This is a genomic window from Aquimarina spinulae (assembly GCF_943373825.1).
GTDB lineage: Bacteria > Bacteroidota > Bacteroidia > Flavobacteriales > Flavobacteriaceae > Aquimarina > Aquimarina spinulae.
Map to the genome: position 1 here is coordinate 2,676,199 of NZ_CALSBP010000002.1, position 24,995 is coordinate 2,701,193.

22 protein-coding genes are annotated in these 24,995 nt (G+C 29.6%); all 22 read left to right on the forward strand.

The genetic code is table 11. From position 1 onward, the window contains the following. Positions 1 to 71 precede the first annotated feature (71 nt). The gene (locus tag NNH57_RS17240) at positions 72 to 1,460 is read left to right on the forward strand and encodes a hypothetical protein (protein ID WP_074405881.1); all 1,389 of its coding nucleotides are present in this window, start codon (positions 72 to 74) and stop codon (positions 1,458 to 1,460) included. 222 nt (positions 1,461 to 1,682) lie between these two features. Further along, complete coding sequence (locus NNH57_RS17245; protein ID WP_074405880.1) at positions 1,683 to 2,489, forward strand: hypothetical protein; 807 nt, start codon at positions 1,683 to 1,685, stop codon at positions 2,487 to 2,489. 233 nt (positions 2,490 to 2,722) lie between these two features. After that, entirely contained in the window at positions 2,723 to 3,400 is a 678-nt protein-coding gene (locus NNH57_RS17250; protein WP_074405879.1) for a DUF4956 domain-containing protein, read from the forward strand. Positions 3,401 to 3,435: 35 nt separating this feature from the next. Next, on the forward strand, positions 3,436 to 6,420 hold the full coding sequence (locus NNH57_RS17255; protein WP_108808212.1) for a hypothetical protein: 2,985 nt from the start codon (positions 3,436 to 3,438) through the stop codon (positions 6,418 to 6,420). Beyond that, a complete protein-coding gene (locus NNH57_RS17260; protein WP_108808211.1) occupies positions 6,401 to 7,123 on the forward strand; it encodes a polyphosphate polymerase domain-containing protein in 723 nt (240 codons plus the stop codon). Before NNH57_RS17255 ends, NNH57_RS17260 begins: the two co-directional genes overlap by 20 nt. Before the next feature lie 164 nt (positions 7,124 to 7,287). Then, positions 7,288 to 7,809, forward strand: coding sequence for a hypothetical protein (locus NNH57_RS17265; RefSeq protein ID WP_132066236.1), 522 nt, complete (start codon positions 7,288 to 7,290; stop codon positions 7,807 to 7,809). Between the two features lie 285 nt (positions 7,810 to 8,094). After that, on the forward strand, positions 8,095 to 8,940 hold the full coding sequence (gene hisF, locus NNH57_RS17270) for an imidazole glycerol phosphate synthase subunit HisF (RefSeq protein WP_074405875.1): 846 nt from the start codon (positions 8,095 to 8,097) through the stop codon (positions 8,938 to 8,940). Next, complete coding sequence (gene hisH / locus NNH57_RS17275; protein WP_074405874.1) at positions 8,937 to 9,587, forward strand: imidazole glycerol phosphate synthase subunit HisH; 651 nt, start codon at positions 8,937 to 8,939, stop codon at positions 9,585 to 9,587. Before hisF ends, hisH begins: the two co-directional genes overlap by 4 nt. Further along, positions 9,587 to 10,819, forward strand: coding sequence for an N-acetyl sugar amidotransferase (locus NNH57_RS17280; RefSeq protein WP_074405873.1), 1,233 nt, complete (start codon positions 9,587 to 9,589; stop codon positions 10,817 to 10,819). The genes hisH and NNH57_RS17280 overlap by 1 nt, the downstream gene beginning before the upstream one ends. A gap of 9 nt (positions 10,820 to 10,828) precedes the next feature. After that, complete coding sequence (locus NNH57_RS26490) at positions 10,829 to 11,386, forward strand: acyltransferase (RefSeq protein WP_074405872.1); 558 nt, start codon at positions 10,829 to 10,831, stop codon at positions 11,384 to 11,386. Beyond that, entirely contained in the window at positions 11,386 to 12,624 is a 1,239-nt protein-coding gene (locus NNH57_RS17290) for an oligosaccharide flippase family protein (RefSeq protein WP_074405871.1), read from the forward strand. The genes NNH57_RS26490 and NNH57_RS17290 overlap by 1 nt, the downstream gene beginning before the upstream one ends. Beyond that, complete coding sequence (locus NNH57_RS17295; protein ID WP_074405870.1) at positions 12,606 to 13,574, forward strand: polysialyltransferase family glycosyltransferase; 969 nt, start codon at positions 12,606 to 12,608, stop codon at positions 13,572 to 13,574. The genes NNH57_RS17290 and NNH57_RS17295 overlap by 19 nt, the downstream gene beginning before the upstream one ends. Further along, positions 13,558 to 14,778 carry an O-antigen ligase family protein gene (locus NNH57_RS17300; RefSeq protein ID WP_074405869.1) on the forward strand — a complete coding sequence of 407 codons (1,221 nt, stop codon included), beginning with the start codon at positions 13,558 to 13,560 and terminating at the stop codon, positions 14,776 to 14,778. Before NNH57_RS17295 ends, NNH57_RS17300 begins: the two co-directional genes overlap by 17 nt. Positions 14,779 to 14,816: 38 nt before the next feature. Further along, a complete protein-coding gene (locus tag NNH57_RS17305) occupies positions 14,817 to 16,061 on the forward strand; it encodes an O-antigen ligase family protein (protein ID WP_108808210.1) in 1,245 nt (414 codons plus the stop codon). A 134-nt stretch (positions 16,062 to 16,195) separates the two neighbouring features. After that, the gene (locus NNH57_RS17310) at positions 16,196 to 16,984 is read left to right on the forward strand and encodes a class I SAM-dependent methyltransferase (RefSeq protein ID WP_074405867.1); all 789 of its coding nucleotides are present in this window, start codon (positions 16,196 to 16,198) and stop codon (positions 16,982 to 16,984) included. A gap of 106 nt (positions 16,985 to 17,090) precedes the next feature. Then, positions 17,091 to 18,095: an NAD-dependent epimerase/dehydratase family protein gene (locus tag NNH57_RS17315; RefSeq protein WP_108808209.1), complete on the forward strand. Its 1,005-nt coding sequence runs from the start codon at positions 17,091 to 17,093 to the stop codon at positions 18,093 to 18,095. Continuing rightward, complete coding sequence (locus NNH57_RS17320; RefSeq protein WP_108808208.1) at positions 18,095 to 19,237, forward strand: glycosyltransferase; 1,143 nt, start codon at positions 18,095 to 18,097, stop codon at positions 19,235 to 19,237. The genes NNH57_RS17315 and NNH57_RS17320 overlap by 1 nt, the downstream gene beginning before the upstream one ends. Then, positions 19,234 to 20,268 carry a GDP-mannose 4,6-dehydratase gene (gene gmd / locus NNH57_RS17325; RefSeq protein ID WP_074405864.1) on the forward strand — a complete coding sequence of 345 codons (1,035 nt, stop codon included), beginning with the start codon at positions 19,234 to 19,236 and terminating at the stop codon, positions 20,266 to 20,268. Before NNH57_RS17320 ends, gmd begins: the two co-directional genes overlap by 4 nt. After that, complete coding sequence (locus NNH57_RS17330; RefSeq protein WP_074406752.1) at positions 20,252 to 21,148, forward strand: GDP-mannose 4,6-dehydratase; 897 nt, start codon at positions 20,252 to 20,254, stop codon at positions 21,146 to 21,148. Before gmd ends, NNH57_RS17330 begins: the two co-directional genes overlap by 17 nt. A gap of 27 nt (positions 21,149 to 21,175) precedes the next feature. Continuing rightward, positions 21,176 to 22,489 (forward strand): UDP-glucose dehydrogenase family protein, encoded by a 1,314-nt coding sequence (locus tag NNH57_RS17335; RefSeq protein WP_108808207.1) that lies wholly within the window; start codon positions 21,176 to 21,178, stop codon positions 22,487 to 22,489. Between the two features lie 2 nt (positions 22,490 to 22,491). After that, the gene (locus tag NNH57_RS17340) at positions 22,492 to 23,469 is read left to right on the forward strand and encodes a UDP-glucuronic acid decarboxylase family protein (protein WP_074405862.1); all 978 of its coding nucleotides are present in this window, start codon (positions 22,492 to 22,494) and stop codon (positions 23,467 to 23,469) included. Positions 23,470 to 23,480: 11 nt separating this feature from the next. Continuing rightward, on the forward strand, positions 23,481 to 24,827 hold the full coding sequence (locus NNH57_RS17345; protein ID WP_074405861.1) for an exopolysaccharide biosynthesis polyprenyl glycosylphosphotransferase: 1,347 nt from the start codon (positions 23,481 to 23,483) through the stop codon (positions 24,825 to 24,827). Positions 24,828 to 24,995 lie beyond the last annotated feature (168 nt).

Sequence of the window (24,995 nt, forward strand, 5' to 3'; positions counted from 1 at the left end):
AAAGTAGTTTATAAGAGTAACATTTATATGAGGTAATACATTAATTAGTACAACCGTAAATATTGAAAAAAATGAAAAAAACAATTTTGACAGTTGCTCTAATCTTGTTTTCAGCTATTATTTACTCAAAAATCCCAATGCCCATAACTGAATATGTTATCACTGGGGGAATAGAAAATGGAACATCAGGAGTTTTAACCGATGCTAAAAATGCTTTAAATAATAGTGGTGTAATTACAATTAAAGGGGATATTACCATTAGCGGAAATACAATAATCCCAGAAGGAATTGAGCTAAACTTTTTTAGAGGCAACAAATTAATAGTAAAGGGAAATGTTAAAGTAACTCTTAATGGTAGCATTAATGCCGGATCATATCAAATCTTTGAATTAGAAAACAACGGGACTATTGAAGATTGCCAGTTTGATAGATGGGATATGACTTTAGATGATGGAAAAGTAACAGGTAATTTGAAAAATAATTTTGTTATTCCACAATGGTGGGGAGCTGATGATACCGGAAAAAATGATTGTTCTGAAGCGTTTCAAAAAGCTATTGAAGCATTTCCGAATGTTAAAAAATTTGTAGCAGCAGGAAAATTTATAGTATACAAAGAAATATTCTTAAATCAAGACAATAGATATTATGACTTTGCCGGAGCTACTTTTATAGGAGTTAACACTAGTAATGATAATCATGAAGGTTTGGGTGAAAGACCAATTTGTAGTTTTTTAAGAAACGATCCAGATATAGGTCCTAATGGTTATGATGGAGTACCAGCTACTTGGCCTGCTGTGCAAAGAGGTGGTATGATAGGTATTGGTAAACTTCAACAAGGTAATGAAACATCTCCTTATTCTGTGCAAAACGTAACATTATACGGAGGGTTTTATAAGCCAATGAGTATTTACGATGTAGCTATAGGTATATATAATTCAAAAAACATAAAAGTTCTAAACGTAAATATAAATTGTTATGAAGGATTGAGAGGAATAGCTATTCAGCATGATCCATGGCCAGTTTTAAGTAGAACTGATGATGTAATAATTAAAGATGTAATTCAAAATGGAGGTGTGAATATCATTAATATTGATATTTTAGAAAACAACCCGCATTATGCGAAAAATATAATTATTGATAATATTATTGGCCATGATGTAGTTGGGAAAGGACCTCTTAGTAAAGAAGATAGAGAAGCAGGGAAAGAAGAAGGTCGACATGGATATGCTTTTAGAATTAGTTCTCAAGGGTCGGGCGAAAATATTTCAAATGTTTCTATTTCAAATGTTATACTATCCTATATAAATGGTGGATTCTATTTTGATGGAGTTACAGGAGTAATGTCAAATATTCAAATTATAGGTTATAATAAAGATAAACATAGCTATGAACCAAATTTCCCTCCAGGTAGCCCTGGAATGATGAGTATGCAGCAAAGCAATATAAGAATAGTAGAGTAATGATAATTTTAAAACAATTTTTTATTGATAATGTTATTTTCTGTAAAAAAGAATTCAATACTCGTAGCCAAGGCATATGGAATACTAAAGATATGTTTATAGAATAATTAAAAGACAAGTATCTAAACTATAAAACATGTTGTTAAATTTCACAAAACTAATATACTTTTATTGTAAAGTAGCATCTATATAGTATAATACATTAATTAATAGTATCAAAAAATGAAAAAAACAATTTTTTTAGCCTTATCTTCTTTTATACTTTTAAGTTGTTCAGGTGATGATGAAAATGCTAATCCAACCTCATTTGAGATTCTTGAATTTTATTATTCTAGGGGATGCAGCGATGATCGTAGGGATCAAAGAGAATTTATTAATTTTTCCTTTAATCTACCTACAGATGCAGATGGAGATAAAATTTCATATGAAATGAACTTTGGAGGATTAATATGGGATCTTCCTCCTGAAGGAGTTGAAACATTCCCTGGGTTTTCAGGATTTAAAGATGGAGTTGGAAATTTTAGGAATATAACAGAATTAAATTTACCCGCCGAGTTTCCTGATTTTTCAGGCTTCGAGGAAGTTGAATTCAAAATAACAGCAAGAGATGGAAGAGGAGGAGAAAGTGCTGTCTCAAAAGTGTTTAATGTTACCGCGACCAATGTAGATTTAGGAACACTATCTCTGCCTTATACAAATGTAGTAAGCTATGATAAAAAAAATGAAGTCATCGATGAAAAGATAGAGTATACATTTACAGTAGAGAATGAAGTGAATTATGATATAACGTTTGAGCTAACCGATGATGGGTCTTCATCAGACAGATATCCATTAATATCTATTTATAATAAAACTAATGGGGAGGTTGTTCAAAATAATAATAGTGAAAATCCACTTTTATTGAATGGGACTCTTTCACCTGGAGTATATGTTCTTAGTGCCAAAAGTTATATTTTTCCAATTGTTGCTGGGGGTTGTATACTATTAAATGATTTACGCGCAGGCAATGTTACAATTACTATTGAGTAAACTATTAAATAATAGTACTTCAAGTAAATATATTACTGCTAAGTTTATAAAAAAACCAATTAGTAAAATATAGTATATCAATTTCATTTCCGAGCCATTGTACTGGCTTTAAGAACCCTATCTTCAACTCTTAACTGTTTTTAGTGATCAAAAAGTGGTGTTAGTTGAATAGAAAATGTAATATTGCTATATTTTAAATTATCGTTAAGTAAATACTATTATTCTATTAAATTATGGACGAATTATTAAATCAATTTAATTTAAATATCCAAGAAAATTTTTCAATTTCAATTTTCTTAATCAATATTGTAACCGCCTCGGTTTTACTTTATATTCTTTCAAGACTATATATTAAATTCGGAAACTCAATGTCTAATAGAGACCAACTCTCTCGGGTGTTAATTATAATAGGAGTAACCACTTTTTTAATTATCACTATTGTGAAATCCTCGTTAGCACTTTCTTTAGGTTTGGTAGGAGCATTATCGATTGTTAGATTTAGAACAGCAATTAAAGAACCTGAAGAATTGGGTTTTTTCTTTATTGCAATTGCTATTGGTTTAGGCCTTGGTGCTAATCAATTAATTCCAACATTAGTAGGCTTTATAGTTTTAGCAATTATAATTATTTTTCTGAATAGAAATAAAATGAAAGGAACATTAACTCAAAATATCATTATTAGTTTATCGTCTAATGAAAAAGATAATAACACTATTGTAGATATGGTTAGTTCTGTTTTGAAAAATAATTCGAATCAGTTAGAGATAAAGAGATTAAACTCAACAGAAGACAACTTGAGTTTGAATTTCTTAATAAATGTTACTGATTTAAATGCTCTTCAAACTATCTCGAAAGAATTAAGTGATATTGATAAAAAAATGAATGTAACTTTCATAGATAGTATTATATAAGTGATGTTTTTTAATAACTTAAATCAGATCATATTATGAAAATACATACTAGGAAAACTGGATTTGCTAAGTTTATACTACCCGGAATTATATTGATTCTATTAGTTATATTTTCTCTAAGCCAGAGGTCAAACGATAAACATAGTAAGAAAAACAATAAGAGTAATCCTATCGAGACGCATTCTACGTTATTAGACACTAAAGGTATAGAGGAAATGATCGTTGAGGATATTAATTTGATTCACAAAGATCGCGAATGTTCTTTATACTTTAATAATTCTTTTGGTGCACCAACCTTGTATTATATATATAAAGATTCTTTAAACGCCCTACAAAAAACAGATCGGGTATATGTACATATACATTTGAAAGATAATTCTAAATTAGAAAATGGTCCTTTTATTAATTTGGGATTAAATTTTGAACCCGTAGAACAGGTAATCAATGAATCAAAGTATTATATATTTAGAATACCTTTTGTTAATAAAGATCTCGAAATAAACAACGTGGATTATTTTAATACAGGAAGATATAATTCTACTACAGCAAAAAAATCATATCAAGTTAATGAACTAAAAATAGATAAACTTTTTCTTAAGGAGATTTTAAATAATAATTTTAAGAAATTAGTTATTTCATTAAATAAGAAAGCGTATACTAAAATAGCAGATAAAAGAGAAGAAGCATTAGAAGTCGGTATTTTATCTTCTGAAGATAGTGATTTAGTTAAAGCTGAAATTTCGTCAGGAAATTCTGGGAATTTAAAAGCAGAAATACGTTTGAAAGGCGATTGGACAGATCATTTAATTGATCCTCTTAAATGGTCGTTCCGAATTAAGTTAGAAGATGATAAAACTTTGTTTGGAATGAGAAAATTTTCAATTCAACATCCAAAAGTTAGAAATTATGTTTGGGAATGGTTATTTAATAAAACATCAAAAGAAAATGATCTAATTGGTTTAAGATATGATTTTTTGAATGTGGATCTTCAAGTAGAAGGAGATGATAACTTTGACCTCAAAAATATGGGTGTCATGGCTATTGAAGAATCTTTTGATAAATTATTAATTGAGAATAATAAAAGAAGAGAAGGGATAATAATTAGTTTTGACGAATCATTTTTATGGGATGATAGAAAAAAGACCCAAAAATTAAAATTGTCTGCTGATTCATATTCTAAAGACCTTCATTCATTTATGAATGCTCCGATAAGAGTTTTTAATGAGAATAAAGTATTAACTTCTCCCAACTTGTCAAAACAATTTAAAACGGCTAAAAACCTTCTGAATGAATTAAGAAATGGAAATTTAAAAATTTCTGAAGCTTTCGATGTAGACAAATTAGCTTTTTTTGTTGCTATATGTAACCTGTATGGAGGTGAGCATGGGTTGATCTGGCACAATTTAAGGATATACTATAATCCGATAACGAGTAAGTTAGAACCTATCTCATATGATTCAGATTCGGGTCATAAAATTGGCCGTATATTGAATTATCCTTTTCATGGAAAAGATACATTATATCAACAAAAATTGATTGAGAAACTAGGGATAGTAACTAGTGATAAGTTTATCCAAAATTTGATAAATTTTAAGGAGTTAAACTCGTTAATATCAAATATGAATTCTGAGTACAACACCAGTTTTGATATTTCTATTTTAGAACACAACATTAATTTTATCAAAAAGCAAATCTATCCTTCTAATACTATTGTTTCATATTTGTATACACATGACTCTAGGCAGATGTTTGTTGATATTGAAAATATTTCTGGATTTCCAGTTGTAATTAACGGGTTGCAAACAAAAAAGGGGAAAGCTTTGTCAAAATCATTTTCTGACAATATTATTATTTACCCAAAAGAGCGAAGAGTTGTAGGTTTTATATTAGAAGATTCATTTATAAATGCTTTTGTTTCCAAAAAAAACAAAAAGGGAGAATTTCGATACCCAAAGGATTTAGCAAAAATAGATCTTAATTATAATATATTAGGATCTGGTTACAAAAGATCTGATAAAATTATACCTTATACAAAAGAAGATACCGATTTTATTGATTACTACAAAGAATTTTCATCATTCAACCTTGATTCTTTTAATTTTATTTCATTAAATAAAAAGGATAGTATTATTTACTTTAATTCGGGGGAACATATTACAAATAAAACTATTCGTATTCCATCTGGCTATAAAGTTATTGTAGAGAAAGGATTTAGTTTAGACTTAAAAGATGAAGCCTCATTAGTTTCTTTCTCTCCTATATTTTGTCAAGGAACAAAAGAGTTTCCTATTAATTTTTTCTCTTCAGACGCTACTGGATGTGGCATTTTTATTTCTAATGCAAAAGAGAAATCGATTCTAACATATTGCAATTTTAATAATCTTTCAAATCCGAAATCATCAGAATGGAGCCTATCTGGATCTGTAAATTTTAACGAGTCTGATGTGAATGTTTCAAACTCAGTGTTTGAAAACAATAGAAGTGAAGATGGACTTAATATTATTAGATCAGAATTTCATATTGATTCTTCTATTTTTCGTAATACAATGTCGGATGCTTTTGATGGGGATTTTGTAAAAGGAAGTATTGTTAATAGTAAATTTGTTAATTTAGGGAATGATGGTATTGATGTTTCAGGATCAAACTTAAAAATAAGCAATATAGACATCTTAGAACCTTCTGATAAAGCAATTAGTATAGGGGAAGACAGTAAATTGTCTGGTGAAAAAGTGAGAATAACTGGAGGAGAAATTGGTGTTGTGAGTAAAGATTTGTCTCATATTGTATTAAATGACGTTACTATTTCAAATACACGATTGGCATTTTCATGTTTTCAGAAGAAAAGTGAATTTGGACCTGGATCAATAGCCGTGTCTGATATAGAGTTGTTAAATAATGAATTGGATTACTTGATTGAAAAAAACTCTAAACTATCAATAGATAAAGTTTTTATGGAAACAAAAAGTGCCAAAGTAATAGAAAAAATGTACGGAAAAGAATATGGTAAAAGTAGTAGATAAAAATTTAAACAATGAACTTAGATTTGAAAGAAAGTTTGTTTTTTCTAAAATTCACCTGAACGATTTGATTCAGAAACTATATTTGAACAGTTTTTGTTTCACTGAAATCTTTGAAGAAAGAAAGATTAATAATGTATATTTTGATGATAATGATTTAAGTTTTTATAGACAAAATGTTATTGGTGTTGGTGAAAGATTAAAGTATAGATTAAGATGGTATGGGCAAGATTTTTCGTTGATTGAAAACCCCACAATAGAAATTAAAAAGAAAAAAGGTGAGGTCGGAGATAAGGTAAGGCATAAGTTTACGAACTTTTCCTTTAATCTTGATGCTAATAATACTCCATCAGAATTGCAAAATATGATTATAAACAGGCTGGAAGACAATCTGGGGATGAAAAATAAGTTTTATCAGCTACAACCAGCACTTTTAAGCTCTTATGAGCGTAGGTATTTTTTATCCTTTTGTGGAAGATATAGAGTAACTTTAGACTACAATCAAGAGTTCTTTAACCCAAATTACATAAACTATAAAGATTCTAGAAGAACTATTGACCAGAGTACTATAGTTTTAGAATTAAAATATAGTATTAATGAAGATGTAGATTCCAGAATAATTACGCAACAGTTTAATACACGGTTATCGAAGAATTCAAAATATGTTCAAGGGATAGATTTTATTCATGATCAAATAACATTCTAAGTAACGTATTAAAAATAATAATATAGCTTAATTTTGTTGAACTTTTAAGGAAGTCGAACTGTAATTAATGTTTAATGACTAGAAAAAACAAAAAAATTCCCTCCAAAAATTATACTTCTCTATTTTATAAAAAACCAGGTTTTATCGTTTTTTTAAGTTTATTAATGACAATTATTTTTTTTCAAGTACAAAAGAAAAATCAATATATAAAAGATATAGAAGAAAATGCGAGAGCTAAAGAATTGGCTAATTCAGAATTTGTGAAATTATTAGATCAAAGACCAATTTATACAGATAGTATTTACAAAATATATATTGCTAAGTTTGGAGAATACAATAAAATAGTATTTCTGCGCAAAGATTCGATTTCTGAAGTTCAAAAAGAAAGTAGATTTTTCTTACATCTTTACCCGAGAGATAAAACTCTTTTAGGAGAATCAGAATCTAAAAGCCCATCTTTTGATTTTAAAAATAACGTTTCCTCATTTACCTTTAAACAATCAAAATACTTTGTGTCTTCTACGAATCTGCCAGACATTTTGATAGACAAAATCAATGTAGGACAATATGGTTTTAGAGGTGATGGCAAAATCACATGGCAGATTTCTTCGTTATTAAATGCTAAATCTATTGAAGAAATACTTAAAATAAATAAAGAAGAGAACAATATTTTTAAAAGAAGATAAAAATTGAAAAATGTAAATGTTATCGTTTTTTAGGAAAATGTTCTTGTGTAAATAGTGTTAAAAATGTATAGTAAAAAGTCGTGTTAATGGCGTAAATATTGTTTAAAATTCTTAGTATAAAGATGTAAGTAAAGAATAAGTTTAGCATATTTTTTTGTAGTTTAGCTGCCTCTAAATGGGCGTTAGCATGTACTTAAAAAAAGCTTAATTGTCAAATTGTTTAATCAAAAAACAAAGGCAATTCATTTTTAGAAATATGTATGCCTAAAATATAGAAAATATAGAATGAAAACAGTTAGAATAATACCTAGACTAGATATAAAAGGGCCTAATTTGGTTAAAGGAATTCATCTAGAAGGATTAAGGGTATTGGGTAAACCTGCAGATTTTGCAAAATACTATTATGATCAAGGAGCAGATGAGTTAATGTTTATGGATGTAGTTGCTTCATTATATGAAAGAAATAGCTTGCACGATATTATTTCTGAAACAGCAAAGAGTATTTTTATCCCTATTACCGTTGGTGGTGGCCTTAGGACAATTTCTGATATAAAAGAAGTATTAAGAGTAGGGGCAGATAAAGTCTGTCTCAATACCGCTGCAATTAAGAATCCCGATTTAATTAAACAAGCATCCAGAATGTTTGGTTCATCAACTATCCTTGTTGCAATAGAAGCTATAAAAGAGTCAGATGGCAGATATTTAGCATATACTGATAATGGTAGAGAATATACTGGTGTAGACGTGTTTGAATGGGCCAAAAGAATAGACGAATTAGGTGCAGGAGAAATTGTAATTACATCTGTAGATAATGAAGGAACTGGTCAAGGATATGATATAGATTTAGTATCTAAGGTAAGTAATATGGTTAGTATTCCTGTAATTGCTCATGGAGGCGCTGGTAAAACACAGCATGTTACAGACATATTAAAAAAAGGAGATTCAGATGCAGTAATGATGTCATCCTTATTACATTACCATTATATAAAAGAAAATGAAACCAATGTTTCTAAGAATGAAGGAAATGTAGAATTTTTAAAACAAAAAAGGAGTTTTCATACTTTTGAACCATGTAGTATTGAAGAATTAAAACAAGATTTAGTCAACCATGAAATCGAATGTAGAATATGACAAATAAGAAGGTAGTCATAATAGATTATAAATTAGGAAACCTGTTTAGTGTTAAACAAGCATGTGATACAGTGGGTATAGATGCTAAGATAAGTTCTGATAGAGAAGATGTTTTAAATGCAGATGCTTTAATTCTTCCTGGCGTAGGAGCATTTATTGAAGGCATGAATAACCTTAAGAAACTAAACCTTGTTTCTGCAATTAAGGAAAAAACAAACAATGGAAATCCCTTATTTGGGATTTGTTTAGGTCAGCAATTGCTCTTTTCTAAAAGTGAAGAATTTGGTGCAGGAGAAGGCTTAAACATAATATCTGGAGTTATAAAAAAGTTTCCCGAAAATTTTGAAAACTCTAAAGTTAAAGTGCCACATATTACTTGGAACAAAATTTATTCGGTTAACCAAGAATGGGAAAACACAGCTTTTGTTGATTTAACAAATAACGAATTTATGTATTTCATACATTCTTATTTTGTTCAACCAACAAGTGAAAGTTGTATTTTAACCAAAACAAATTATTCGGGGATAGAATTTTGTTCATCTATTTTAAAAGATAATATTTTTGCAACTCAATTTCATCCAGAAAAAAGCGGAGAAAAAGGATTGTCAATATATAAAAACTGGGCTTCAATAAATAATTTAATATAATGTCAGAAAGTAAAAAACACCAAGCATTCTATGGCTTACCAGAAGAAGTAAAATTTTGCACCAAATGTGTAATGTCTAATCAAAGACCTACATCTGCTATAGAATTTAAACATACTAAAGACAGTAAAAAAACCACCATGAATTTTGATGAAGATGGTGTCTGTGATGCATGTAGAACAGCAGAAATAAAAGACAATATTGATTGGGGGATGAGAGAAGAAGAACTGCTGAAGCTTTTAGATAAACATAGAAAAAATGATGGATCTTATGATTGTTTAGTTCCAGGAAGTGGAGGTAAAGATAGTGCTTATCAAGCGCATGTATTAAAATACAAGTATGGCATGAACCCATTAACAGTAACATGGCCACCAATTTTATACACAGATTATGGTTTGAAAAACTGGAAAAACTGGTTAGATAGTGGGTTTGATAACATTTCTTTTTATCGTAATGGAAAGGTAATGAAATTACTAACCAAATTATCTATTGAAAATTTAATGCATCCATTTCAAACATTTATTCTAGGGCAAAAAAATCTTGCACCTAAAGTAGCGGCTAGATATGGAATTAATCTAATATTTTATGGTGAAAATGAAGCTGAATATGGAAACCCTTTAGCAGACAATACCAGTTCCTTAAGAGATAAATCTTATTATAGTTTTGAAAAATTAGATGAGATTTATTTAGCAGGAGTTTCTGTTAAAGAATTAATGGAAAAGTATGATGTAAGATTAAGTGATTTGATGTCTTTTTTCCCTCCTACAACTAAAGAACTAGAGCAATCTAATGTAGAAGTTCATTACTTAGGATATTATTTAAAATGGACACCACAAGAAGTTTATTATTATGCTGTAGAAAACACGGGCTTTAAAGCTAGACCACATAGAACACAAGGAACATATAGTAAATATAGTGGTATTGATGATAAGATAGATGACTTACATTTTTATACGACTTTCATTAAATTCGGAATTGGTCGTGCTACATACGATGCATCTCAAGAAATAAGAAATAAACATATCACGAGAGAAGAAGGTGTTGCTCTTGTCAACCGATTTGATGGAGAATTCCCTGACAGATATTTTGATGAAGTTATGGAGTATATTGATATGAAACCTGATCGTTTTCATGAGCTTTGTGATAAGTTCAGATCTCCGCATTTATGGGGCAAAAACGAAAAAGAAGAATGGCAATTAAGACATACAGTTGCCAAGAATGGTATAGAAGATTAAACTATTTTTATGATCAAAGAGGTTATATCAAGGATAAGATTCTGGAAAACAACAGATAGAATTGGACCAGATGTTCCTTGGTATTACTGGAAACTTTTTTTTAGAAGTACAATGCTAAAGTATTGTACTTCTAAATTTTTATATTTTGATCCAACCGCCGAAATTAGACCAGGTTGCTTTATTGTTGGATGTTCTCAGATTTCAATAGGAAAAAGAGTAGTAATTAGGCCTGGTTCGATGATCCATGGAGAAACTTCTACTCTAAAATTGTCAATTCTAATCGAAGATGATGTTTTGATTGGATCAGGGGTTCATATTTATATAGAAAATCATAAATTTGACGGCCCAGACCCTTCTGTTTCTATTATTGATATGGGTCATACACAAGCAAAGCAAGTAACGTTGAAAAAAGGATGTTGGATAGGTGCAAATGCAGTTATTTTACCCGGAGTCACCATTGGAAAGAACAGTGTTATTGGAGCTGGTAGTATTGTTACTAAAAGCATTCCAGATCATTGTGTAGCAGCTGGAAATCCGGCAAAAATAATTAAAAGAATTATCGACTAGTGAAAAAAAGCATTGAAAGCATTGCATCAAGATTAATTTCAATTGCATCTAAATTTTTAACACTTACTTTTTTAGCTAAAGTACTATCGTTATCTGATTATGGATCATATCAGTTAATTACTTATTTTGTAATGATTTCGGTATACATCTATGGTGTAGAGTATTATATGTTTGGAAATCGAGAGGTAGCCAAAAGAATTGATAATTCTAATAAAATAAACGATCACCTAAGTTTTTTTATTACTACGTTTCCGGTAACATTCATGATTCAGTTAGCTACTCTTTTTTATCTGATACCTCATGATATTTTAAGTGTTTTCATTGTCATTTTTATCATTTTTATTAATTTTTGTGAGTATTTTAATCAGGAAATATACAGATATTTAATAATGATGCAGCAAATAAGGAAAGCCAATATTTTATTGATTTCTAAAGCTGTTGTTTTTTTGATATTAATTTTTGGCTACCATTTTTTATTCGAAGAATTAGAACTTAACAGCGTTGTTCTTTTAATGTTTATCTCCTATTTGATTCTTTTGATAATTACAAGCTACTTTTTTTTCAAATATGTTATTTCAAAAAAAGAAATTAAAATAAGATTATTATCAATAGTAGAATTTAAAAAAACCTTTCGCTTTTTATTACCTTTTATTGGGTTGATGATATTTACCAAAGGCCTAGAGTTTTTTGACAAATTTGCAATTGAATATTTTTACGGAACAAAAGAAGTGGGTATTTATTCGTTTCTGTTTTCGATCGCGTCTTTGATTTATATATTTGTCACTTCCGGATTTTATTTGGTTTATTTGCCCGAGTTAATTGAAATGAATGAAAAGAAAATCTCAGGGTTCAAAGAAAAAATTTATAGATATAGCATTTTAGTAATTATTTCATCCATAATTTTGATAGTAGGAATTGTGTTTACTATTGAAATTCTCTTAAATCTTATAGGGAAAAGCGAATTAATAGATAATATAAATCTTTTATACATTCTATTAGGCTCATTTTTCTTGCTTAATATAGCAACAATACCAAATATTATACTATATGTTGCAAATAGAGATAAGGATCTTATGAAAATAAGCGGAATAACCTTTGCCGTAAATATAGTTCTGAATATAATACTTATAAGAGAATTTTATGTTTATGGTGCTGCATTAGCTTTATTTATAAGTTATTTAATAAATTGTACAATTACATTTTATAAAGGAATTTTGGTGTGGAAAAAAATCAAATAAAGCTGTTCATTAACCTCGAAGAACATTTACAAGAGCGATATAAATATATAATCGATAAATACAATTTTAAAAGTTATAATTTAGAAAATTTAAAAGAGCTTGGCCTAGGTACTTCTTTTAGTTCTATTAAAAAAAGAATTCAGTACAGAAGAAAACTAAGAGAAGAATATATAAAATTGAAGGATTGGATTCTAAATGAAAATGAACAAGGTGAGATTGTACAAATATATTTATCAAATGTTGAAGGATATATAGCACATAACATTATAAAAGCAATAAAAAAAGACTTTCCTACTATTGAGTGTATAGGATTGCAACATGGAGTTTTTGAGTTTTCTTTAAAACCCAAAAGCCCAATAAGAAAATTAATTAATATTTTTTTTAAAACAACCATGGGAATATATCCTTTGGGTGTAGGATTTGGAGGCAAAATTGTCGACAAATATATAGTCTATAGTAAAATATATAAAGATTTTTTAATTAATGAGTTTAATTGGGATAAAAGTAATGTTGAAGTTAATTTAGGATTTTTAAAAGCAGAACTCCTGGATCAAAAGAAAACAATTGCTAAAGATGGTTCTATCGCTCTTTTTCTTACTCAATGTTTAAGTAAATCTAGCCTATGTAGTAGTGAAGTTGAAAACTATTTGAATGAAAAAGTGATTTCATATCTTATTAATAAACACGATAAGGTATTAATTAAAAGACATCCGGCTTGTACCAAAGATAATTTGACAACCACAAATCCTAATGTTACACCAATAGATGATTTAATAGAAGCATTTAATATGAGTACACATGCTTATAGCTATTCATCTACAACACTAATAGAGGCAGAACTATTTGATATTGAATCATATGCCATCAATTCGAGTTTGGTTAAAGAAGATAAGTCTGTTTATAAAATTTTTAAAAATGTAATAGATTTCGATAATGAAATTGACATCTAAATCTGCGTTATCAGTTTTATTTTTTTCTATCCCTCTTAATTTTATAGCAATAGAAGGAATAGGGAATCTTTATGTGTCTACCTTAATAATTTTAGTAGAATTCTTTTTTTTATTCTTTTTAACAAAAGGGAATATTTTAGCCAAAAAAGACGTTTTGTTTGCTCTTGTAGTTTTTCTTTCGACTGCTTTTGTTACTATAGTTAACGTTATTTTTTTCGATCGCTCTTTAATGAAAATTCAAACGGTTAATACCATTATCTATTTACAAAATACTTTGGTTTTTGTTTTAGCCTATCATTTTCATTATAAGAACTCATTAAAGACCTTTTTTAACTCTTTCCTTATTATTGCTTTTATATCTACACTTCGGGTTTTTATAGAAGAGCCGGATCGTGTTTTTATGCTAAGTACAGTTGGTACCGAGCGAATTGAAGCTTTGTTTATAGGGGGAGTGAATAATTTTGCTTTGATTGTGGGGCTAGCTTTTCTGATTAGTTTTTTTTATATAAAAAATAAGACATTAAGAATATGTCTATCACTTTATTGGTTAATAATTGTTATTCTTACCATGTCTAGAGGAGCATTATTAGGGCTAATTATTACACTGTTTATTACATCAATTTATGATACTAATAGAAAGACACTTAGATTACTGATTAGATACTCTCTTTTACTTATGTTGTTGGGGATCTTGGCTTTAATTTTAACAGGAAAAATGGACTTAATCATTGATAAGGTTGAAGATAGATTCTTTAGTGTGTTTAACGGTAAAACAAAGCTAGATGACTTCTTTTCGGGAAGAGGAGCATTGTTGATAGATATATTTTCTAGGATGTCTGATTCATCTATTTTTCAAATCTTATTTGGTCATGGTAACGGAGGAATAGACTTTTATAATACAGCAACAAAACAGGACTACGAGACATCTCACAATATTTTGATAGATATATTTTATAGGAATGGGCTTTTCTTTTTCATTTTGTATTTGCTGATGATTTGGTATTTATTGTTGTTGTTCTTAAAAAGAAGGAGTAGAGATAAATTGGCTATATTTGGTGCTTTTATTTTTTTTCATCTGGAGTTGTTGGTAAACCCTATTTTGTTTGCTGCTCAAACCGGATGGCTATATGCAATTTTCATTGTACTTTTTCTAAAACAAAATAAAATGAAAGATTTAGAAGAAAATGATTTGGAACAAATATAACGCTAAGATAATACTCAAATATCAAGTAAAATAGTACTATGAACGTATCTGGATTGTATACTAATTCAAAAAAATATAAAAATATTTTAGAAAAAGTAACTCCCGTTTTATTAGCCTTGTTACCAATTGTGGTTACTTTTTTTGGCGAAAAACTTGTTCCTGTTGCGATCGTCTTACTAGTTGTTTCTTTTTTGTTCGAAGAAAATAAAAAAGAAAACTTTGCAGCAAATAAAAAACTGTTATTACCCTATGTAATATATGTATCGGTCTTTATTTTATATTCTTTTTTTGCAATAGAAGTTAAATTAGCAATGAAAGTATTAGAAAGACAGGTCTCATTACTTCTAATACCCGCTATCGTCTTTTCAAGTAATCTTAATACAGATAGGATCAAGATATTCGTAAAGACCTTTATTATAGGAATGTTGATTATTTTAATATATTCTGTGATAAAACTTTCATGGTTTATATATACTCAGGCAGAGTGGATAGAAATTATGAATAAAACTAGTGGCAATTCAACCTATTTACAGTTTAAATATCCACATATTGTTGGTGCTCACCCAACGTATTGGTGCTATTTGTTGATTTTGGCAAATATCTTTTTGTTGAGTAACTCTTTTATGAAAATATTTTCCAATAAATATTGGAACATTTTTTTACTCATTATATTTAACATAAATATTTTTTTCCTGTCTGCGCGAACACCGATTGTGGTTAATATTTTAATTCATCTCTTGGCGTTTATCCTCTATCAAAAAGATCAGAAAATATCATTTGTAAAAATTATTGGGATAATCGGCACTGTGTTTTTAATAGGGATTTTAGCTATAAATTCACCTTTACTAAAGGCCAAAGTGCTTGGTGTAGTTAATGACGAAAGGATGTATCTATGGCCAAAAGCTCTTGATCAAATTAGGCAAAATTATTTTGTTTTAGGAGAAGGATTAGGGCAAGGAAAAAAAATACTAAAAGATTATGTTATTCAAAATGGAGATCCAAGAGAAGAATATATTAGATATGATCTTCATAATCAATATCTCAAACATTATCTGGATATGGGAATTATGGGACTCCTATCATTACTATATTTGTTAATTCATCCTTTTTTTAGATTAAAAAACCTGTTTAGTATTATGAGTTTACCATTAATTGGGTTTTGCACGCTCTTTATGTTATCATTATTCACAGAGTCTTCTTTATACCTGATTAAAGGAATATTAATATTTGCTATATTTTCATCAATACTATTAAAAGACTATCAAAATCAGCAAAAAACATAGAATAGGTCTGATTTTTGATTCTAGAATTAAAACAATACATTTAAAAAAGTATAATCAATGCATAATGTGTCATTAAATAAAAATTAACTTATTGACCTAACATCTCAAAAAACTATTAGAATTAAAAATTTATTATGAGTGATGTAATCGAAAAAAAAACCTTGACCAATGTTTTTAATGCTTTGGGTAAAGAATTAAAATCTATTGATAACCAAGATAGTGTTCTGGGAGCTTACTTTTATTTAAAGCAATATGAAGAACTCCATGAAATTACTACAGCTTTATCAGGAAATGACCTGTTAGATTGGGGAGCAGGGTATGGACATTTTTCATTTGTACAAAGTAGTTTAGGAAAAAAAGTTCACGCATATAGCCCAGTTGAAGATGAGTATACAATATATCCGGAAACGTTAAAAAAACTATCCAAAAAATCTTCATTTACATATGAATTAACCGGAGAACCAATAGCACTTCCTTATGAGGATAATTCATATGATATCGCTGTATCTTGTGGAGTCTTAGAACATGTACGTGAGTTTGGTGGAGATGATGAAAAGTCACTTTGCGAATTATATCGTATACTTCGTAATGGAGGATATTTAGTAATAGGACATTTACCCAATACAGGATCTTGGATCGAAGCATTTAGTAGAGCAACAGGAAGAACACATCATACTTATTTGTATACCAAAAGTGAAATTAAAAAAAAGGTGACCGATGCTGGCTTTGAAATAAAAAAGTATAAAAGGTATGGGTTCGCACCCAAAAATACAATAGCAGTTTTTTTGATGCGTTATAATGAAGACAGTAAATGGGTTAAATTCTTAACAAAATTTGTTTATGGAATGGATAAGTATATTTTAAGTAAATTATTTCCATGGTTTGCTCAAAATCACTTATTAATTGTTCAAAAGCCTAAATGATTGCTCAAGTATTCCTAACGACGTTTATTTATATAAAAAAACAAGAAGGAATCGTGTTGTAAACTACTTTATTAAAAATATATTTGTATTCCAATTAAATTGATATATGAGGGCTTTCGCAATAATTTTCGGAGGTAGTGGGTATATAGGGACTCATTTACTTAGGGAACTACTGAACAAAAATGAATTTGATGATTATATTATTGCAGACATTAAAACCCTTACAGGGTTTGATGAGTATATAGAAAAAGGTAATGTTAATTACATAACAACAGATGTAAGAAAAAAAATAGAATTTGATCTTGATTTTTCAGATATTGATCTAAACAAAAGCTGGATATTTAATTTTGCCGCAATACATAGAGAGCCTGGTCATGAGTTTCAGGAATATTTTGATACAAATATCCCAGGGGCAGAAAACATCAATGATTTTGCCAGAGAAAGCAAAATAAAAAATATTTTTTTTACTAGTAGTATTGCCCCTTACGGAAAATCGTTAGACCAAAGAATAGAATCATCTTCATTATACCCCGAAACTGCTTATGGTATATCAAAAGGATTTGCAGAGAAAATCCATAAAGAATGGTTAGCAGAAGATAATTCAAGAAAACTTATAATTGTAAGACCTAGTGTTATTTTTGGTCCAAAAGATCCTGGCAATGTTTTTAGAATGATTAAAGCACTTAAAAAGGGAGCTTTTGTCTTACCAGATGGAGGAAAAGTAATTAAAGCATATGGTTATGTGTATGGGCTTGTAGAAAGTATGTTGTTTACAATTAAAAAAAATGAAAGATGTATAATTTATAATTATGCAGAAAACCCTGTTGTTCCTTTAAATGAAATGGTTAATATTGCAAAAGAAGACCTAAACATTAAAAAACCCACAATAAAATTACCCGTTAAGATATTGGCAGTTATTGCTTTTTTTGTTCAAATACTGTTTAAAATTATCGGGAGAAAATCTGATATCCACCCTGTAAGAGTAAAAAAGGCAGGGTTTCCTACAAACATAAAACCACAATATCTAATTGATAATGGTTTTCAATTCAAATACGATTTTAAAAACGCGTTAAAACATTGGAAATCTATTTCACCAGAAGATTTTGATTAATGAAAGTAGCCATAATACATGAGTGGATAACTGTAATAGCAGGATCCGAAAGTTGTTTTAAAGTTTTTACAGAGATTTATCCAGAAGCAGATATATTTGTTCTTGTTTCTGATGATAAGAGTATTAAAAAGTTAGGAATAGACCCTAATAGAGTTAATAATTCGTTTATTCAGAAACTACCAAAAGCCAAAACCAAATGGAAAAATTATCTTCCTTTGTTCCCGTTTGCAGTAGAACAATTTGACTTATCAGAGTATGATTTAATTATTTCATCTTCTCATGCTGTAGCAAAAGGTGTAATTACTAATGCAAATCAAACACATATCTGTTATATATACTCACCAATTCGATATGCCTGGGATCTTTACCACCAATATTTAAAAGAAGCTAATTTAACCAAAGGAGTTAAAGCTTTTATAGCAAAAAGTATATTGCATTATATAAGAAATTGGGATTTGGGCACATCTAACAGAGTTGATGCATTTATCCCTATCTCTAAGTATATAGAAAAAAGAGTCTGGAGAACGTATCGCAGAGAGTCTTATAAAGTTATTTACCCTCCGGTAGATGTAGATGCTTTTACGTTAGAAAAGGAAAAAGAAGATTTTTATCTTACCGCCTCTAGAATTGTTCCTTACAAAAAAATAGACCTTATTGTCGAGGCATTTTCTAAAATACCGGATAAAAAACTAGTCGTTATTGGCGATGGCCCCGAATTTAAAAAGGTAAAAGAAAAAGCAGGTGATAATGTTTCTGTTCTTGGATATCAAGATTTTGAAGTGTTAAAAGATCATATGCAAAGAACCAAAGCGTTTATTTTTGCCGCAGAAGAAGATTTTGGTATTATCCCCATCGAAGCTCAGGCCTGCGGAACACCAGTACTCGCGTTCGGAAAAGGAGGATCTTTAGAAACAGTAAAAGGAAAATTTGTAGACCAACAGTTAACTAGTGATGATACCGGGGTTTATTTCGAAAATCAAACCGTTGAGTCCATATTAAGTGCAATAAACTTTCTAGAAGATAATTATGATGTTTTTGACCCAGAGAAGATTAGAAACTTCGCACTAAAATTTGATAAAGAATTGTTTAGAAAAAATATTGAAGACACATTTAATAAAATTATTAAAGAAAGAAGAAAATGAAAAAGGCTATAATAACAGGAATTACAGGTCAAGATGCAGCATATTTAGCAGAGCTTTTATTAAGTAAAGATTACAAAGTTTATGGAACGTATAGAAGAACTAGCTCTACTAACTTTTGGAGAATAGAAGAGCTAGGTATAGAAAATCACCCAAATTTGCATTTGTTAGAATATGATTTAATAGACTTGTCTAGTGCATATAGAATTATAGCCGATGTAGAACCCGATGAAATCTATAACCTGGCAGCTCAAAGTTTTGTTGGGGTGTCATTTACACAACCTATTGCTACTGCTAATATTACGGGGGTTGGAGTATTAAATCTGCTTGAAGCAATACGAACAATTAATCCGAAAATTAAGTTTTATCAAGCCTCGACTTCAGAAATGTTTGGAAAAGTTCATGCAATACCACAAAATGAAGAAACCCCTTTTCATCCCAGAAGCCCATATGGGGTAGCAAAAGTTTTTGCGCATTGGGCAACTTTAAATTATCAGGAATCCTATGATTTATTTGCAGCAAGTGGTATATTATTTAATCATGAATCTCCGTTAAGAGGAAAAGAATTTGTGACAAGAAAAATTACAGATGCTGTTGCAAAAATACATTTGAATAAACAAGATATATTAGAATTGGGAAATCTAAATGCAAAAAGAGATTGGGGATATGCAAAAGAATATGTTGAAGGAATGTATAAAATTCTACAAGCCCCTGAAGCAGATACCTATGTTTTAGCAACAAATCAAACACAAACCGTTAGAGATTTTGTCACATTATCATTTAAAACAGTTAATATTGATATAGAGTGGAAAGGAAGCGATGAAAATGAAATAGGTATAAATACTAAAACAGGAAAAACACTGATAAAGGTTAATCCACAATTTTACAGACCAGCAGAAGTTGATCTTCTTATAGGAGATGCATCAAAAGCTGAAAAGAATTTGAACTGGAAAGCAAAAACAACTCTAGGTGAGCTTGCAGATATGATGGTGAAAAGTGATATTAAAAGAAATGAAAATGGCGGATCCTTCTAAGAAAACAATTTTCATAACAGGTATCTCGGGTTTTACCGGCCAACATTTAGAATCTTTTTATAAGGAGAAAAACTATACTGTTTTTGGAACAACGTACACAACATCCAAAAATCCAAATCACTTTCTTTGTGATATCACAGAAAAGAAACAAATAGAAGAGATTTTAAAAAACATACAGCCAGATTATATAATACATACGGCTGCAATATCTTTTGTTGCTGGGGATAATCAAAATGAAATGTATGGAGTGAATGTTTTTGGAACATTAAACCTTCTTGAAGCACTAATTGAATGCGAAATAAATCCTGAAAAAATAATTATCGCAAGTAGTGCTGCCGTTTATGGTAATATAGGAAACATACTTTCTGAAGATATGTGTCCCCAACCTATTAACCATTATGGCAATAGTAAATTAGCGATGGAAAACATGGTTAAGAACTACTTCTCAAAACTTAATATTCTGGTTGTAAGACCTTTTAATTATACAGGAGTTGGTCAAACAGAAATTTTTTTAATACCAAAAATAATAAAACACTATAAGGATAAATCTTCTGAAATTGAATTAGGGAATATTAATGTTTTTAGAGAATTTAATGATATCGATTATTTGATAAATTGCTATTATCAACTCTTATTAAGCAATAGCAAATCAGAAATACTTAATGTCTGTTCTTCTAAAACGAATAGTATTGAACAGATTTTGTCTTATATGGAAGAAATTACCAATCATAAAATTAAAACTAAAATTAACCCAAAGTTTGTTCGTAAGAATGAAATTAAAAGCTTAAAAGGGTCTACACAAAAGTTACATAGCATTATTGATGATTTTTCTAATGAATATTCTTTAAAAAAGACGTTAGAAAAGATGTATTTTTCATAGTAATGTAAAAGAGCAAATAATAAAAGCATGAAAATAGCAGTAATAGGCTCTGGGTATGTGGGATTAGTAACAGGAACATGTCTTGCCGAGACCGGAAATGAAGTTATATGCATTGATATAGACGAGAGCAAGGTTCAAAAATTGAGTAAGGGTGAGGTTCCTATCTATGAACCACATCTGGACATATTGTTTGATAGAAATATAAAAGCAGGAAGACTAAAGTTTACTACTTCTCTTAAGGAAGGCTTAGAACACGGCGAGATTATTTTTTTAGCATTACCCACTCCAGAAGAAGAAGATGGTTCTGCTGACTTATCATATATTATTGGTGTTGCAGAAAATATAGGGCAGTTACTCAATGAGTATAAGGTAATAGTAGATAAGAGTACTGTTCCGGTTGGGACAGCAGAAAAAGTTCGAGATACTATTGCAAAGTATGCAACATGTGATTTTGATGTAGTTTCAAATCCTGAGTTTCTAAGAGAAGGTTTTGCAGTAGATGATTTTTTAAAACCAGAACGAATTGTTGTGGGGTCAAGCTCTGATAGAGCAATAGAGGTTATGAAAAAATTATACAAGCCTTTCGTACGATCCGGTAATCCTATAATTGTGATGGATGAAAAATCTGCAGAACTTACTAAATATGCAGCAAATTCTTTTCTGGCAACCAAGATTACATTTATGAATGAAATTGCAAATTATTGCGAAAAAGTTGGTGCAGATATTGATAAAGTACGAATAGGAATAGGAACAGATTCTAGGATTGGAAAACGTTTTTTATTTCCAGGTATAGGATATGGAGGTTCTTGCTTTCCAAAAGATGTAAAAGCGCTTCATAAATCAGGTAAAAATTCGCAATATGATTTTAAAATTCTGGATGCAGTAATTAGAGTAAATGATAGTCAGAAAATTGCGTTATTACCAAAGATCAATGCATATTTTAATAATGATCTGTCTAACAAAACATTTGCAATATGGGGATTAGCTTTTAAGCCAGAGACAGATGATATTAGAGAAGCTCCCGCATTATATCTGATTGATGAATTGCTAAAAGAAGGAGTAAAGATTAAAGCATTTGATCCAGAGGCAATGAAAAATGTAGCCCATAGATATGGAGATAAGATTGACTTGGTTACTACTATGTATGAAGCGGTTCAGAATGCAGATGCACTAATTATTTGTACAGAATGGAGTATTTTTAGAACTCCGGATTTCAATAAAATAAAAGAAGGATTAAAGATTCCTTTAATTTTTGACGGAAGAAATCTTTATGATATTGTTGATATAGAAAAAGAAGAGATTTCCTATTTTTCTATAGGGAGAAAAGATATTAAATTATAGCTATGCAAAAAGTTTTAATTACAGGAGCAGCTGGTTTTTTGGGGTCTCATCTCTGTGATCGGTTTATTAAAGAAGGTTTTCATGTGATTGGTATGGATAACCTAATCACAGGTACCTTAAAAAATATTGAACACCTGTTTAAGCTAAAACATTTTGAGTTCTATCACCATGATGTGACCAAATTTGTTCATGTTCCTGGTGCATTAGATTATATATTACACTTTGCATCTCCTGCAAGTCCTATAGATTACCTTAAGATTCCTATTCAAACATTAAAAGTAGGGTCTTTAGGCACGCATAATCTTTTAGGTCTTGCAAAAGAAAAAAATGCTAGAATTCTTATTGCATCAACTAGCGAGGTTTATGGTGATCCTTTAGTGCATCCACAAAGTGAAGATTATTATGGTAATGTTAATGCTATTGGACCTAGGGGTGTCTACGACGAAGCAAAACGTTTTCAGGAGTCAATCACAATGGCATATCATACCTATCACGGTTTAGAGACAAGAATTGCCCGTATCTTTAACACCTATGGCCCAAGAATGCGATTAAATGATGGTCGGGTAGTACCGGCATTTATCGGACAAGCGTTAAGAGGTGAAGATTTAACTATATTTGGCAATGGATTACAAACCCGATCTTTTTGCTATGTAGATGATTTGGTAGAAGGAATTTATAGGTTACTTTTTAGTGATTATGTATATCCCATAAATATAGGTAACCCTGATGAGATTAAAATCAAAGATTTTGCCGAAGAAATTGTAAAACTTACCAAGACACACCAAAAAGTAATTTATAAACCACTACCAATCGATGATCCGTTGCAACGACAACCGGATATTGGTAAAGCAAAAGAAATTTTGGATTGGCAACCAAAAATAAGTAGATCAGAAGGAATGAAATTAACTTTGGATTATTTTAGAGGGTTTTCTGAAGAAGAGCTTCAAAAGAGTGAACATAGAGATTTTTTAAAAAAATAATTTAGTACTTTATGAAAAGTAGGATCGGTAGATATTCAGTATACATAAAACCACTTTTCTGTTTGGTAGATTTATTTATTTTAAATCTTACCACCTTATTGTTTCAAACAAATATTGATCAAAACCTTTTATTTTCAGCCTATATTTCAGTTTTATGGATTATCCTTTCCAGTAAGAATAAGTTTTATGACATAAAGCGATTTTCGAAATTAGTTCATATTATTGCTTCTTTAATTCGGCAATTTTTAATTTTTGCACTTATCCTTTATGCTTTTATAGGGTTTTTTAAACAGCCAAATATTAGTAGATTAGAGATGGGTAAGTACTTTATTGCTACAATTGGATTAGTTACTTTTTTTAAGTTTGTTTTACTTTTTTTATTATCAAAGTACAGAGAGATATTTGGAGGAAATATTAGACGAATTGTTGTTATTGGGGATAATAAAAAGACAAATCAATTAATTAAATTTTTTAAAGAGAAACCTGATTTTGGGTATAAGTTTCAAAAAAAATTCTGTGTTAATAAAGAAGATTTTGATCTAGAAGAGTGTTTTTATTATATCGTAGAGAACGAAATCGATGAGGTATATTGTTCTATTGCAGAATTATCAAATAGCCAATTACGGAATGTCGTTAATTTTACAGAGAATAACTTAAAAATCTTAAAATTTATCCCGGACAATAAAGATATTTTTACCAAAAAATTGATTTTTGATTACTATGGCTATATTCCTGTATTGTCATTTCGTGATATACCATTGGATGATTCGATAAACAAGTTTACAAAAAGAACTTTTGATATCTTATTATCCTTATTTGTTCTAATAGGAATCCTTTCATGGTTAACACCTTTAATTGCATTTCTCATTCAATTAGAATCCAAAGGCCCGGTATTTTTTAAACAACGTCGTAATGGATTGGATTATAGAGAGTTTTATTGTTATAAATATAGATCGATGAAACCAAGCACGAGTGCTAATCAGGCAACCAAAGGTGATGCTAGGGTTACGAAGGTGGGAAAATTTATTAGAAGAACCAGTATCGATGAATTACCGCAATTTCTTAATGTGCTTAAAGGTGATATGTCTGTAGTTGGACCAAGACCACATATGGTAAAACATAATGAAGAATTTGCAAAACGAGTAGATAAGTTTATGGTTCGCCATTTTGTAAAGCCAGGAATTACAGGGCTAGCTCAGGTTAGTGGTTTTAGAGGTGAAATAGAAACGAACAAGGATATCGTTAACAGGGTAAAATATGATATTTTTTATGTAGAAAACTGGTCATTGCTTTTAGATATTAAGATTACTATTCTTACTGCAATAAATGCGATTAGAGGAGAAGAAAAAGCATACTAACTTGCGCTGTATAAAAAGAAAATTTATTTTGTACATTAAAAAATACTAATATCAAAAGAGAAAATGTTTATTAGCGTATAATTATGGTAGGTATATTGTTTAAGTATATACTAAATACGATAATACAAATTCAAAAAAATCGTTAACTACCTCATAATACATCTTATA

Coding starts and splice junctions, on each gene's coding strand:
- NNH57_RS17240 (WP_074405881.1), top strand. CDS start 72: ATGAAAAAAACAATTTTGACAGTTGCTCTAATCTTGTTTTCAGCTATT.
- NNH57_RS17245 (WP_074405880.1), top strand. CDS start 1,683: ATGAAAAAAACAATTTTTTTAGCCTTATCTTCTTTTATACTTTTAAGT.
- NNH57_RS17250 (WP_074405879.1), top strand. CDS start 2,723: ATGGACGAATTATTAAATCAATTTAATTTAAATATCCAAGAAAATTTT.
- NNH57_RS17255 (WP_108808212.1), top strand. CDS start 3,436: ATGAAAATACATACTAGGAAAACTGGATTTGCTAAGTTTATACTACCC.
- NNH57_RS17260 (WP_108808211.1), top strand. CDS start 6,401: ATGGTAAAAGTAGTAGATAAAAATTTAAACAATGAACTTAGATTTGAA.
- NNH57_RS17265 (WP_132066236.1), top strand. CDS start 7,288: ATGACAATTATTTTTTTTCAAGTACAAAAGAAAAATCAATATATAAAA.
- hisF (WP_074405875.1), top strand. CDS start 8,095: ATGAAAACAGTTAGAATAATACCTAGACTAGATATAAAAGGGCCTAAT.
- hisH (WP_074405874.1), top strand. CDS start 8,937: ATGACAAATAAGAAGGTAGTCATAATAGATTATAAATTAGGAAACCTG.
- NNH57_RS17280 (WP_074405873.1), top strand. CDS start 9,587: ATGTCAGAAAGTAAAAAACACCAAGCATTCTATGGCTTACCAGAAGAA.
- NNH57_RS26490 (WP_074405872.1), top strand. CDS start 10,829: ATGATCAAAGAGGTTATATCAAGGATAAGATTCTGGAAAACAACAGAT.
- NNH57_RS17300 (WP_074405869.1), top strand. CDS start 13,558: ATGAAATTGACATCTAAATCTGCGTTATCAGTTTTATTTTTTTCTATC.
- NNH57_RS17305 (WP_108808210.1), top strand. CDS start 14,817: ATGAACGTATCTGGATTGTATACTAATTCAAAAAAATATAAAAATATT.
- NNH57_RS17310 (WP_074405867.1), top strand. CDS start 16,196: ATGAGTGATGTAATCGAAAAAAAAACCTTGACCAATGTTTTTAATGCT.
- NNH57_RS17315 (WP_108808209.1), top strand. CDS start 17,091: ATGAGGGCTTTCGCAATAATTTTCGGAGGTAGTGGGTATATAGGGACT.
- NNH57_RS17320 (WP_108808208.1), top strand. CDS start 18,095: ATGAAAGTAGCCATAATACATGAGTGGATAACTGTAATAGCAGGATCC.
- gmd (WP_074405864.1), top strand. CDS start 19,234: ATGAAAAAGGCTATAATAACAGGAATTACAGGTCAAGATGCAGCATAT.
- NNH57_RS17330 (WP_074406752.1), top strand. CDS start 20,252: ATGGCGGATCCTTCTAAGAAAACAATTTTCATAACAGGTATCTCGGGT.
- NNH57_RS17335 (WP_108808207.1), top strand. CDS start 21,176: ATGAAAATAGCAGTAATAGGCTCTGGGTATGTGGGATTAGTAACAGGA.
- NNH57_RS17340 (WP_074405862.1), top strand. CDS start 22,492: ATGCAAAAAGTTTTAATTACAGGAGCAGCTGGTTTTTTGGGGTCTCAT.
- NNH57_RS17345 (WP_074405861.1), top strand. CDS start 23,481: ATGAAAAGTAGGATCGGTAGATATTCAGTATACATAAAACCACTTTTC.